The organism is Shinella sp. BE166 (assembly GCF_051201095.1).
In the GTDB taxonomy this organism is placed as follows: domain Bacteria; phylum Pseudomonadota; class Alphaproteobacteria; order Rhizobiales; family Rhizobiaceae; genus Shinella; species Shinella lacus.
Genome location: NZ_JBPEHL010000004.1, coordinates 507,792 through 519,712, shown reverse-complemented (window position 1 = coordinate 519,712; position 11,921 = coordinate 507,792). Strand labels below are relative to the sequence as shown.

The window sequence follows — 11,921 nt, the reverse complement described above, 5'->3', positions numbered from 1 at the left end:
AGGTTTGCCGTGCCGCTTCTCACCTATCAGGGCGTCGTCTATCCCGCGCAATGTGACGCGATGGGCCATATGAACGTGCAGTTCTATATCGCGGCCTTCGACCAGTCGCTCTGGCACCTGATGGCCGCTAGCGGCTATTCGGCGGCGTGGATTGCGGAGCGCAGGGAGGGGTGGGCGGATCGCCGCTACGAGATCGATTTTCGCCAGGAATTGCCGGTCGGCAGCCTGTTCAAAATCCACAGTTGCGTGGTGAAGGTGGGACGCACTTCGCTTACCACCCGGCACTGGCTCACGAACAAGGCGGACGGCATGCTGTGTGCGGAACTGCTCGCCGTCTCCGTTTATTTCGATCTCGCAGGTCGAAAATCCCTGCCGCTTCCGGCCGCAATCGTGACGGCGGCCGGCGGTCTGGTGGAGGCGGTTACAGCCCCAGCGCCGTGAGCGCGGCGTCCATGCGCTCGCGCGCCTTCTTGGGCAGCTTTCCGGTCTTGACTGCATCGAGATTGGCCGGTGCATCGCCGACGACCACCACGCCGACCATGCCCATGCCCGCATGCGGCGTGCACTTCACGCCATAGGCGCCCGGCTTGTCGAAGGTCACCTTGTAGGTCTCGTTCATCTTGCTCTTGAAGGCCGCCGCGCCCTCGGGGATCATGTCCTTGATCGTCTCGACATTGTGCCCCTTGTCCGTCGGGATGAAGGTGACGGTGTCACCCGGCGCGACCTTCACGAAGGCCGGCTCGAACACCATGGCCCCTTCGGCCCCCTTGTTCAGCATATGCACTTCGAAATCTGCCGCCGCCGCCGGAAGGGCGAGCGCCATGAGGATTGCTGCAGCACCGACGATGCTGGTTGCCATGATACGCACTGGAAGTCTCCTTGCTGCCGAACGTCTCTCGTTCATGGCCAAGGAGGTAGCCCCGCCGCGTCGCGCCTTCTTTGACGTTGATCAAACAAGACCGCGATGGCGCGTGGCGTGCTGTCGCAGGCCTCCGCGCTTCGGCTTACCAGCGCAGCCAGCGGCGACCAAGCAATGCGCCGGCGCCGGTCACGACGCCGATGGCGATCGTGTACCAGGCGGCGAGGAAAAGGGGGCTGTCGTCCGGGCAGTGCCAGGCATAGATGGCGGCGGCGATCGCGCCGGCCGCAAGCCCGGCGGCCGCACCGGCCGCCGTCGGGTTTTCCGGGGCGCCCTGCTTCAGTGCCCAGAACAGGCCGGCAAGCGGCGCCAGCGACAGGACCGGGATGAAGAACAGGCAGAACAGCGCATTGCCGCCGACCATGTTGGCCTTCCACGTCGCCTGCGGCAGCACCGCGAGTTCGGCCGTGACCGCCGCGCCGACCAGCAGCACCGGCAGACCCAGCAGCAAAGCCGGCAGGCGCAGCGCTTCTCCCGGCCGGCCGATGCGCATGGCGAGCCGGGCGGCGAGGATGGCGAGGGCGATCGTCACGACGATCTTGAACAGCACGCGAGCCGACTCGAAGACGCTTGCCATATTATGCCGCAGGCCCACGGTGATGACGAGCAGCACGCCGGAGACGGCAACGCCCGCGACGAGCGCGATGGCGAGCGCGTGGCCGTAGCGCAGGCCGACGGGCGCGTCTTGCGTCATCAGGGTGATTAGGTCGTCGGTCTTCATGTCAGTCGCTCCGATAGAGGGCGGCGAGCGATTTCAGCGCCCGGTGGAGGGCGACGCGCACCGCGCCCTCCGTCATCTTCAGCCGTGCCGCGGTTTCCCGGATGCCCGCCCCCTCGATCGAGATCGAGCGGACGATATCGCGTTGCGGATCCCTGAGCTGCGCCAGCATCGTCTCCGTATCCAGCCGGTCGGCGGCCTCGTGCGTCTCGTCGCCCGCCTCCAGGAAATCGGAGACGTCGTCGATCGGCACGCTGACCTGCCGGCCGCGGCGGCGCAGGCTGTCGACCAGCTTGTTGCGCACGATCGTCGTCAGCCAAGGGCCGAGCGGCCGGGCCGGATCCCAGGTACCGCGCTTCAGGTGGATGGCGAGCAGCACTTCCTGCACGACATCCTCCGCCTCGCTCGCCGGCGCACCATACTGGTCGCAGCGTCGGCGCGCCATGCGGCGCAGATGCGGCGTCACCGCCACGAGGAAACGGTTATAGGCCTGTGCATCGCCCTTGATGGCGAGGCGCAGCCAATCCGCCCATTCCTCTTCGCGCGCCGACTGTTTCACCGTTTCCTTCCCCTACGCCAGGGCACACGATTTTGTTACCGCGTGATCCCGAAAGAAATTCGTAACGCGCCAAGAGCCTGATGCGCCGAGCCTTTTTCTTACGCCGCCGACCTTTCGGCAAGGGGCGCGCGGAAAAAACGACGCCCCAGGCTGTAACGAAGCCGGACCTGTCTCCGTAGCCCCCAATGCAACAGCCAATCGCGGCTGGCCACAAATGGAGACAGACATGAAGACCACGATCGTTACCCTCGCCCTTGCCGGCTCGCTTGCTTCGGCGCTCGCAACCATCGCCATGCCGGCCGCCGCCGAGGATGGCAAGGAAAAATGCTACGGCATCGCAATGAAGGGCCAGAACGACTGCGCGGCAGGCCCGGGCACGACCTGCGCCGGCACCTCGAAGATCGATTACCAGCAGAACGCCTGGAAGCTGGTTCCGACCGGCACCTGCGTCTCGATGAAGACGCCGAACGGCCACGGCATGCTGGAACAGGGCATGGCACCGGCCTGAGGCCTTCGTTCCTCCCTATCAGGCGGCGCCTTTCCGGCGCCGCCGCTTCCCTTCGAAGAGGCCCGTCATGATCCCCTCCCGCCTTCCGCGCCGCGCTGGCGTCGGCTTCAAGCCCGAGCATTTTGCCGATATTCTTTCCGCACCCGAGCCCATCGGCTTCTTCGAGGTCCATGCGGAAAACTATATGGGTGCGGGCGGGCCGCCGCATGCGCAGCTTGGCAAGCTGCGTGAGGATCATGCGCTGTCGATCCACGGCGTCGGCTTGTCGATCGGCTCCATGCAGCCGCTCGACCGCGAACATCTCGCCCGGCTGAAAGTGCTATGCGACCGCTACCAGCCGGAAAGCTTTTCCGAGCACCTCGCCTGGTCGACGCATGACAGCGTCTTCCTCAACGATCTTTTGCCGCTGCCCTATACCGAGGAGACGCTTGTCCGCGTGGTCGAGCATGTCGATCAGGTGCAGGACGCCTTGAAGCGTCAGATGCTGCTCGAAAACCCCGCCACCTATCTGCTCTTCGAGGAAAGCACGATTGAGGAGACGGTCTTCCTCGCCGAAATCGCGAGGCGGACCGGCTGCGGCCTGCTGCTCGACGTCAATAATGTCTTCGTCGCCGCGACGAACCACAATCTCGACGCCGGCGATTACATCGCCCGTTTCCCGCTTGAGGCAGTGCGCGAAATTCACCTGAGCGGCCATTCCGAGACGGTGGACGATCTTGGTGCGGCCCTGCTGATCGACAGCCATGATACGCCCGTCAAGGATCCGGTCTGGGCGCTCTACGAGACGGTCATCGGCCGCATCGGGCCGGTCGCGAGCCTCGTCGAATGGGACAATGACGTGCCCGCCTGGCCCGTGCTGCGCGACGAGGCGATGGCCGCCCAACGCATCCTCGATACGGCCGCCCGCCAAAGGGCGGCGTGAACCATGTCCGCCGCCACCCAGACCGCCTTCGCCGCCGGCTTGTTCGCGGCCACGCCGCCGCCCGCCGGGTTGACCGCGTGGAATTCGCGCGCGCCGGAACGGCGCTACGGCGTCTACCGCAATAACGTCTCGGCAAGCCTCACCAGCGCGTTGTCCTCGCGCTTCCCGGTGGCGGAGCGCATCGTCGGGACAGAATTCTTCCGGGCGATGGCGCAGGCGTTCGTCCTTCTCCACCCACCGCGCTCGCCGCTGCTTCTCGCCTATGGCGACGATTTTCCGGATTTCGTCGCGGCCTTCGAGCCGGCGCGTGACATTGCTTATCTGCCCGATGTGATGCGCCTGGAAGTCGCCCGCGGCCGCGCCTATCACGCCGCCGATGCGGCGCCGCTCGATCCGCAGGCGCTGGCGGCGGTCGATCCGGCCCGGCTTGGGGATCTCACCTTCACGCCGCATCCCGCGCTGTCGATCTTTTCGTCGTCGCATCCGGCCGTGACGATCTGGGCGATGAATGCCGGCGCCCGTCCGCTGACGCCTCTCGACCACTGGAAAGGCGAGGACGCTTTGGTGGTGCGCCCGCAGATGATCGTCGAGGTGACCCCGCTGCCGCCGGGCGGCGCGATGTTTTACCGGCTGCTCGTCGTCGGCGAAACGCTTGGGCTGGCGGCCGAGGCCGCGATGGCGGCGGAAGAACGCTTCGACATTTCGACAAACCTCGCGGTGCTGCTCCGCTCCGGAGCCTTCACCGCCATCAGAGAGGAAAACCCCGATGAACACCGACACGATGCCTGATGCCGCCCTGCCGCTGCCGCGCAGACTTTATGACCAGGCTTTGCAGGCGCTGACGCGGATCCCGAACGATCTCATCGCCCTCGTTGCGCGCCTGTCGATCGCCGCCGTCTTCTGGCAGTCCGGCCAGACGAAGATGCAGGGTTTCATGGTCTCTGACAGCGCACTCTATCTGTTCGAAAATGAATACAAGCTGCCGCTCGTCGATCCTTGGCTGGCGGCGCACCTTGCCGCCTTTGCAGAACATCTCTTCCCGGTCCTGCTTGTCATCGGCCTTGCCAGCCGCCTCTCCGCGCTGGCGCTGCTGGCGATGACGCTGGTCATTCAGATCTTTGTCTATCCCGGCGCCTGGCCGACGCATGGCACCTGGGCCGCCTGCCTGCTGTTCATCGCGGCCCGCGGCCCCGGCCTGCTGTCCCTCGATGCCTGGCTTGCGCGCTCGCGGTGAGGCCGATCGGTTCGCGCGCATTGCACGGACCGGAAAAATCGAAGATAGATGCAAGATGACGAAAGTTGCTTCTCTCGACGACACGAAGGATCTGCCGCCGCGCGACCGCCGGCGGTCGCTGGCGATCGGCCTGCTCAGGGCGCGCGAGGCGGTGATGAGCCATTTCCGGCCGATCCTCGCCGATCACGATGTGACTGAGCAGCAATGGCGCGTGTTGCGCGCGCTTTCGGAAGCGGGCCTGCTCGATGCGACGGAAGTGGCGGAAAAGGCCTTCATTCTCGCGCCGAGCCTCACCCGCATGCTGCGCGCGCTGGAGGAGCGTGGTTTCATCACCCGGCACAAGGACAAGGACGACGGCCGCCGCGTCCTGCTGAAGCTTGCGCCGGCAGGCCAGGCGATCATCGACGAGGTGATGCCGGACAGCCGCCGCGTCTATGCGGATATCGACGCTCGCTTCGGCGCCGGCCGCACCGAACAGCTTCTCGACATGCTGGAAGAACTCGCCGCCCTCAAGCTCGACGGCAAGGCGGGCGGCGAGGAATAGAGCGTCAGTAGACCTTGGCGTTCTGTGGAGCTTTTGCCGGATCCGCGGCCTTGAAATCGGCAAGCAGCTTCGTCATGGCATTGGCGAGCAGCGTCACATCATTGCCGATCGCGACGAAGGTCGCGCCGAGGTCGAGGTAGCGCTTGGCAAGCCCGAGATCGCCGGTGAGGATGCCCGCAGCCTTGCCATGCAACTGGATTTTTTTGAGCGCCTTTTCCACTTCGGCCTGCACTTCCGGCGCGCCCGGCCTGCCCAGAAAACCCATGTCGGCGGCGAGGTCCGCCGGGCCGATGAAGACCCCGTCCACGCCCTCCATGCCGGCAATGTCGTCGAGCGCTTCGAGCCCCGCGCGGCTTTCGACCTGCAGCAGCAGGCAGACCTCGTCATTGGCGGTCTGCAGATAGTCCGCCGTGCGGTTGAAGGCGGAGGCGCGGGCGAGCGACGCCCCGACGCCGCGCACGCCGTGCGGCGGATAGCGCACGGCCTTCACCATGGTCTGCGCCATCGTCTTGCTGTCGACCATGGGAATGAGCAGCGTCTGCGCGCCGATATCGAGCAACTGCTTGACGATCCAGGTCTCGCCGATCGGCGGGCGGATGACGGCGTGGCTCGCCGACCCCTTCATCGCTTGAAGCTGCGAGACGAGCAGCGGCACGTCGTTCGGCGCATGCTCCGCGTCGAGCAGCAGCCAGTAGTAACCCGCCTCGGCGCAGATCTCGACCGTGTACGGGTTGGCGAGTGCCTGCCAGAGGCCAATCTGCGCACGGCCTTCCTTCAGCGCCTGCTTGAAACGGTTTTTCGGAGCGGCCATGGCAAAATCCTTATGCGAAGAACAGGCTGACGGTGCCGTAGGGGCCGAAATCGGCGACGATCGTATCCCCGTGGCGCGCCTCGATCGGCCGGATGAAGGAGCCGGCGAGCACGATCTGCCCCGCCTCGATGCCATCGCCATATTGCGCCAGCCGGTTGGCGAGCCAGGCGACGCCGCGCGCCGGCTGGTTGAGTACGCCGGCGCCTAGGCCGGTTTCCTCCACCTCCGCATTGCGGCTGACGATGGCGCCCATCCAGCGCATGTCGATCTGGTCCGGCCGCACAGCACGGCCGCCGGTGACGATGCCGGCATTGGCCGCGTTGTCGGAGATCGTATCGAAGATGGTGCGCGCCTTCTTCGTCTCCGGATCGACACGCTGGATGCGCGTGTCGAGGATTTCGAGCGCCGGCGTCACGTAATCCGTGGCGTTCAGCACGTCGAAGACAGTCACTCCGGGACCTTTCAGCGGCGCCTTCATCACGAAGGCGATCTCCGCCTCCACGCGCGGCTGGATGAAACGATCCGCCGGCACCGTCGCGCCGTCCTCGAACACCATGTCGTCGAAGAGCACGCCGGAATCGGGAATGTCGATGTTCAGCGCATATTGCATGGCCTTGGACGTAAGGCCGATCTTCCAGCCGATCACCCGGCGGCCGTCGGCGATCTTCTTTTTCACCCACGCGCCCTGGATCGCATAGGCGTCGTCCATGTCGATCGCGGGGTATTTTAGCGAAAGCAGGCCCGTCTGGATGCGGCTGCGCTCAGCTTCGTCGAGGCTTTCCGCGGCGAGGCGGATATCGTCCGGCGTCATCATGCTGAAAAAACCTCGTCGGCGATGGTGTTGCTGAGAAGGCCGATGCCCTCGGCCTCGACCTCGACCACATCGCCCGGCTTCAGCCAGATCGGCGGGTCGAAGCGCGCGCCCGCGCCGGTCGGCGTGCCGCAGACGATGATGTCACCGGGAACGAGCGTCGTGAAGGTGGAGATGTAGTTGATGATTTTCTGGAAGGAGAAGATCATGCGGCCGGTGCGGTCGTTCTGGCGCAGCTCGCCGTTGACGCGGGTTTCGAGCTTGATGTCGGCAAGCTGGCTCTCGTCCGTATAGGGCACTAGCCAGGGGCCGATCGCGCCGGTGCTGTCAAAGTTCTTGCCCTGCGTGACGTTGAACTTGGCATGCCGCACCCAGTCGCGGATCGTGCCCTCGTTACAAAGCGAGAGGGCCGCGATATGGCCGAGTGCGTCAACCTCCGCAATGCGCCGCCCGACCTTGCCAATGACGATGACGATCTCGCCCTCGTAATCGAGTTGCGGGCTTTCCGGCGGGCGGATGAGCGGCCGGTCGTGGCCGGTGAAGGAGCGCGGGAAGCGGATGAAAAGCGAGGGATTGGCCGGTGCGGCCTGGCCGTCCTTGTATTCCTCGTTGCGATCGGGAAAGTTCACGCCGACGCAGATGATCTTTTCCGGCGCCGGGATCGGGATCTCGTAGGTAACCTCATCGAGTGCATAATCGGTGGGCAGCGCCGAGGCTTCTTCCGCCAGCGCGTCAAGCACCCCCGCCTGGATCACCTCGCGCAGGCTTGGCCATCGTTCGCCGTAGCGTGCCGAAAGGTCGACGATGCCGTCGTCCTTGACGAGACCATATTTCAAGGCACCCTGATGGGAAAAGCCGGCGAGGCGGGGCCGTTCGGTCACGATGGTCTCCTATTTCAATCTGCGGGCGATCTCGGTGATGACAGTGAAGGCGGTGTCGGCGTCGTCGCGGGTCATCTCGAACTGGCCGGCCTGGAAGCGGATGGCGATGTGGCCCTCGACGCGCGTCTGCGTCAGGTAGATGCGGCCGTCGTCGTTGATGGCGTTGACCAGCGCGATATTGTGCTCATCGCCGCCGCCGTTGTGGCGGAAGGAGAAGAGCGAGAGCACCGGTTCGCTGACGATCTCGAAATCCGGCTCGGCGGCAAGCCGCGCGGCGAGTTCCACCGACCATTTTACGTGGTTGCGGATCATCGTGCGCAGGCCTTCGAGCCCGTGATAGCGCATCAGGAACCACAGTTTCAGCGCCCGGAAGCGGCGGCCGAGCGGCACGGACCATTCGGAATAGTTGATGATGCCGTCATGGCCATGCGTCTTCAGATATTCCGGCTGGATGGCGAGCGTGCGCACCTGATCTTCCGGGCTGCGGATGAACTGCACCGAGCAATCGAAATTGGCGCCGAGCCATTTGTGCGGGTTGAAGACGATGGAATCCGCCGCCTCGACGCCGTCCCAAAGGTTACGGAATTCCGGGCAGATCATCGCCGAGCCCGCCCATGCCGCGTCCACATGCAGATAGAGCCCATGCGCCTTGACGACGTCGGCCACCGCGCGGATCGGATCGCAGGCGCCGATCGAGGTGCCGCCGGTGCAGGCGATAACGCCGGCCGGGATGTGGCCGGCCGCGAGATCGGCCTTGATCGCGGCGTCGAGCGCCTCCGGCTCCATGCCGTTCAATGGCCCCTTGGTGGGAATGCGCACGAGGTTTGCCTCGCCGATGCCGGAAATCCAGATCGCGCGGTCGATGGATGTGTGCACCTGTTTCGAGGCATAGACGCGCACCGCCTTGTGCGCCGAAAGCCCCTCGCTGTTGCCCTTCCAGGCAAGCGCCTTTTCGCGCATGACAAGCACGGCGGCAAGCGTCGCGGTCGAGGCGGAATCCTGGATGACGCCGGCAAAACCATCCGGCAGGCCGAGGGCCTGGCGCAGCCAGTCGACCACGCGGGTTTCGAGTTCCGTCGCAGCGGGCGAGGTCTGCCAAAGCATGCATTGCGCGGCGACGGAGGTAACGAGGTAATCCGCGATTACCGAGACCGGCGCGGCATTGGCCGGGAAATAGGCGAAGAAACGCGGATGCTGCCAGTGCGTCAGGCCAGCGGGAATGATGCGCTCGAAATCCGCAAAAATCGCCTCCATCGTCTCGCCCGCTTCGGGTGCTGCGGCATCGATCTGGCGGGCAATATCGCCCGGCTTCGTCTGTGCCCGCACCGGCCGCTCCCGCAGGCCTGCGCGGTAATCGGCGCCCCAATCGGCTACCGTTCGCGACCACTGACGGAATTCTTCGCTGTCCATGTCTCACTCCCTTGTCGGCATTGGTTCTTCTCGGCGCTCGGCCGTCGATTTGCAATGCCCGTCAGGGGGCGATGATCGGTTGCGCCTTCAGGAGCGAATCCGTGACCTCGGTGCCGGCAAACAGGCTGCCGTGCTCGAACCAGGATTTTGGCGCGGGCGATCCCCACAGCGTCTGGCGTTGCGGGTCTTTCAGGTCCCATTTGATGGGTTCGAGGTCCGGGTCGACCGTCTGGTAATCCGAGCAGTAGATTTCGATGCGGTGGCCGTCCGGGTCGAGGATATAGAGAAAGAAGGCATTGGAGATGCCGTGCCGGCCGGGGCCGCGCTCGATGTTGGAAACCCAGCCGGTGGTCGCCATCAGGTCGAGCAGGTCGATGATGTTGAGCGGCGTCGGCACCCAGAAGGCGGTGTGGTGCAGGCGCGGGCCGCGGCCGTTGGTGAAGGCGATGTCGTGCACGCCGCCCTTCCGGTGCGTCCAGGCTGCCCAGAGCCGGCCGGACTCTTCGTCCTCGGTATATTCCGTCACGCGAAAACCGATCTCGTTGTAGAAGGCAACGCTCGCGTCGACATCCGGCGAGAAGCAGTTGAAATGGTCGATGCGTAGCGGCTTCACGCCGCGATAGAGCGCGTATTTCTGGTGGATCGGCGGCAGGCGGTCCATCTTCGTGTATAATTCCAGCGGAATGCCCTGCGGATCGCGCGTGCGAAAGGTACGGCCCTGGTAGGGGCGTTCCACCCATTCCACCGGCAGGCCCTTGCCCTTGAAGAAATGCGCGGCCTTTTCAAGGTCTTCCTCGTCAAACACCTTGAAGCCGAGGTCGCGGGCCTCCGGCTTGTCCGACGTTTTCAGCACGATGCAATGGTGGCCGCGCTCTTCCATGGCGCGCAGATAGATCGTGTCCGCCGTCTCGTCCGTCACCTGAAGGCCGAGCGTATCGACATAGAAGGCGCGCGATTTTGCGAGGTCCGTCACGCCGAATTCGACATGGGAGAGCCGCACGATGTTGAACGGCGGGTAGAGGTTTGGCTGGGGTACGGGCATGGGGTCCTCCTCAAGCGCAGTCTTATCGGGCGGTCAGCCGCCGAGTTTCGGGATGGCGTGGGCGCTGGTGGCAAACGCGATGTTCTTCGTCTCCATGTAGAAATCGAAGGACCAGTCGCCGCCATCACGGCCGATGCCGGAGTTTTTCACCCCGCCGAAGGGCGTCGGCAGGTGGCGCACATTCTCCGAGTTCACCCAGATCATGCCGGCCTCCAGATGATCGGTGAAGCGGAAGGCGCGGGTAATATCCGCGGTCCAGAGATAGCCGGTGAGGCCGTACTGGACGTCATTGGCGAGCGCCAAAGCGTCTGCTTCATCCTTGAACGGAATGGCGGTCAGCACCGGGCCGAAGATTTCCTCCTGGGCGATGCGCATGCCGTTGTTCGCCTTCGTGAACAGCGTCGGCGAGATGTAACATCCGCCACCCGGCCCCTCGAATTTTTTGCCGCCGGCAGCGATCGTCGCGCCTTCCTCCCGGCCGACCGCGATATAGTCCAGAACCTTCTTCTCGTGCACCGGATGGATCAGCGGGCCGACGACGGTTTCGGGGTCGAGCGGATGGCCGACCTTGATGCGTTTTGCCTTCTCCGCGACGAGGGCGGTGAAGCGGTCATAGACGCTTTCCTCTACCAGCAGGCGCGAGGAGGAGGTGCAGCGCTCGCCGTTCAGCGAGTAGATCATGAACACGGCGGCGTCGGCGGCGCGCTCCAGGTCCGCATCGGCGAAGACGATGACCGGGTTCTTGCCGCCAAGTTCGAAATGCACGCGCTTCAGCGTATCGGCGCCCTGTTTCATGATCATCGAGCCGGTGCGGCTTTCGCCGACGAAGCCGATCGCCTTGATCAGCGGATGTTCGGTCAGCGCCTTTCCGGCATCCTCGCCAAAGCCATTGACGAGGTTCCAGACGCCCTTCGGCAGGCCTGCATCCTCGGCGATCTCGACCAGCAGCCGCGCCGTCAATGGCGAAAACTCCGCCGGCTTGTGCACGATGGTGCAACCGGCGGCGAGCGCCGGTGCGATCTTCCAGGTGGAGAGCATGAAGGGCGTGTTCCACGGCGTGATGATGCCGACCGGGCCGATCGGCACGCGGGTCGTCATGTTGACCTGGCCCTCGGTGCGCAGCGTCTTGCCGTCGCGGGCTTCCGGCGCGCGATCGGCGAAGAAGCGGAAGTTTTCCGCTCCGCGCAGCGCGGCTTTCGCCATGAAGCGCAGCGACTGTCCGGTATCCATGCATTCGACGAAGGCGATTTCCTCCGCCCGCGCCACGATGGCGTCGGCGATCTTGTGCAGCAGTTTTTTGCGCGCATCGCCGGGCATCGCGGCCCAATCGGCGAAGGCGGCCTTTGCAGCTTTTGCTGCGCGGTCGATATCGGCGGTTCCACCCTTCGCGACGGTCGCGAGCGGCTTCAGGTCGACGGGCGAAATGGTCTCGAAGGTCGCGCCGTCCCCGGCCGGCAGGTCCTCGCCGCCAATGCGGTTGAGAACGCCCTTTTCCTTGAAGCGGGCGAGATAGGCCTCCGCCTTCGCGCTATTTTCCTGACGTTTCGACATGGGACTTCCTG

15 protein-coding genes are annotated in these 11,921 nt (G+C 64.9%); 6 read left to right on the top strand and 9 right to left on the bottom strand.

All coding sequences use genetic code 11. The annotated features are described in order from the left end of the window. Positions 1 to 9: 9 nt before the first annotated feature. Complete coding sequence (locus J2Y63_RS13245; RefSeq protein WP_435266442.1) at positions 10 to 441, top strand: acyl-CoA thioesterase; 432 nt, start codon at positions 10 to 12, stop codon at positions 439 to 441. On the opposite strand, the gene J2Y63_RS13240 is transcribed toward J2Y63_RS13245, so the two are convergent. The 3 genes from J2Y63_RS13240 to J2Y63_RS13230 form a co-directional block, all read right to left on the bottom strand. Next, entirely contained in the window at positions 422 to 859 is a 438-nt protein-coding gene (locus J2Y63_RS13240) for a pseudoazurin (RefSeq protein WP_435266572.1), read from the bottom strand. The two genes, J2Y63_RS13245 and J2Y63_RS13240, sit on opposite strands and share 20 nt — an antisense overlap. A 145-nt stretch (positions 860 to 1,004) precedes the next feature. After that, positions 1,005 to 1,640, bottom strand: coding sequence for an NrsF family protein (locus tag J2Y63_RS13235; protein ID WP_435266441.1), 636 nt, complete (start codon positions 1,638 to 1,640; stop codon positions 1,005 to 1,007). Position 1,641: 1 nt separating this feature from the next. Then, positions 1,642 to 2,196: a sigma-70 family RNA polymerase sigma factor gene (locus tag J2Y63_RS13230; RefSeq protein WP_435266440.1), complete on the bottom strand. Its 555-nt coding sequence runs from the start codon at positions 2,194 to 2,196 to the stop codon at positions 1,642 to 1,644. A gap of 226 nt (positions 2,197 to 2,422) precedes the next feature. Between J2Y63_RS13230 and J2Y63_RS13225 the strand changes: the two genes are divergently transcribed. The 5 genes from J2Y63_RS13225 (at position 2,423) to hpaR (ending at position 5,404) form a co-directional block, all read left to right on the top strand. Continuing rightward, a complete protein-coding gene (locus tag J2Y63_RS13225) occupies positions 2,423 to 2,704 on the top strand; it encodes a BufA1 family periplasmic bufferin-type metallophore (RefSeq protein WP_256119729.1) in 282 nt (93 codons plus the stop codon). A 67-nt stretch (positions 2,705 to 2,771) separates the two neighbouring features. Beyond that, the gene (gene bufB, locus J2Y63_RS13220; RefSeq protein WP_435266439.1) at positions 2,772 to 3,626 is read left to right on the top strand and encodes an MNIO family bufferin maturase; all 855 of its coding nucleotides are present in this window, start codon (positions 2,772 to 2,774) and stop codon (positions 3,624 to 3,626) included. A gap of 3 nt (positions 3,627 to 3,629) precedes the next feature. Next, positions 3,630 to 4,415: an HvfC/BufC family peptide modification chaperone gene (locus tag J2Y63_RS13215; RefSeq protein ID WP_435266438.1), complete on the top strand. Its 786-nt coding sequence runs from the start codon at positions 3,630 to 3,632 to the stop codon at positions 4,413 to 4,415. After that, positions 4,393 to 4,860 (top strand): DoxX family protein, encoded by a 468-nt coding sequence (locus J2Y63_RS13210; RefSeq protein WP_435266437.1) that lies wholly within the window; start codon positions 4,393 to 4,395, stop codon positions 4,858 to 4,860. The genes J2Y63_RS13215 and J2Y63_RS13210 overlap by 23 nt, the downstream gene beginning before the upstream one ends. A gap of 55 nt (positions 4,861 to 4,915) precedes the next feature. Then, positions 4,916 to 5,404: a homoprotocatechuate degradation operon regulator HpaR gene (hpaR, locus tag J2Y63_RS13205; protein ID WP_435266436.1), complete on the top strand. Its 489-nt coding sequence runs from the start codon at positions 4,916 to 4,918 to the stop codon at positions 5,402 to 5,404. A 4-nt stretch (positions 5,405 to 5,408) separates the two neighbouring features. On the opposite strand, the gene hpaI is transcribed toward hpaR, so the two are convergent. The 6 genes from hpaI to hpaE form a co-directional block, all read right to left on the bottom strand. Further along, positions 5,409 to 6,215 carry a 4-hydroxy-2-oxoheptanedioate aldolase gene (gene hpaI, locus J2Y63_RS13200; protein WP_435266435.1) on the bottom strand — a complete coding sequence of 269 codons (807 nt, stop codon included), beginning with the start codon at positions 6,213 to 6,215 and terminating at the stop codon, positions 5,409 to 5,411. Between the two features lie 10 nt (positions 6,216 to 6,225). Further along, entirely contained in the window at positions 6,226 to 7,029 is an 804-nt protein-coding gene (gene hpaH, locus J2Y63_RS13195) for a 2-oxo-hept-4-ene-1,7-dioate hydratase (protein ID WP_435266434.1), read from the bottom strand. Continuing rightward, complete coding sequence (locus J2Y63_RS13190; RefSeq protein ID WP_435266433.1) at positions 7,026 to 7,907, bottom strand: fumarylacetoacetate hydrolase family protein; 882 nt, start codon at positions 7,905 to 7,907, stop codon at positions 7,026 to 7,028. The genes hpaH and J2Y63_RS13190 overlap by 4 nt, the downstream gene beginning before the upstream one ends. 9 nt (positions 7,908 to 7,916) lie before the next feature. Then, complete coding sequence (locus tag J2Y63_RS13185) at positions 7,917 to 9,317, bottom strand: pyridoxal phosphate-dependent decarboxylase family protein (RefSeq protein WP_435266432.1); 1,401 nt, start codon at positions 9,315 to 9,317, stop codon at positions 7,917 to 7,919. 61 nt (positions 9,318 to 9,378) lie between these two features. Continuing rightward, on the bottom strand, positions 9,379 to 10,359 hold the full coding sequence (gene hpaD, locus J2Y63_RS13180) for a 3,4-dihydroxyphenylacetate 2,3-dioxygenase (RefSeq protein WP_435266431.1): 981 nt from the start codon (positions 10,357 to 10,359) through the stop codon (positions 9,379 to 9,381). A gap of 33 nt (positions 10,360 to 10,392) precedes the next feature. Beyond that, positions 10,393 to 11,910 (bottom strand): 5-carboxymethyl-2-hydroxymuconate semialdehyde dehydrogenase, encoded by a 1,518-nt coding sequence (gene hpaE, locus J2Y63_RS13175; protein ID WP_435266430.1) that lies wholly within the window; start codon positions 11,908 to 11,910, stop codon positions 10,393 to 10,395. Positions 11,911 to 11,921: the final 11 nt, after the last annotated feature.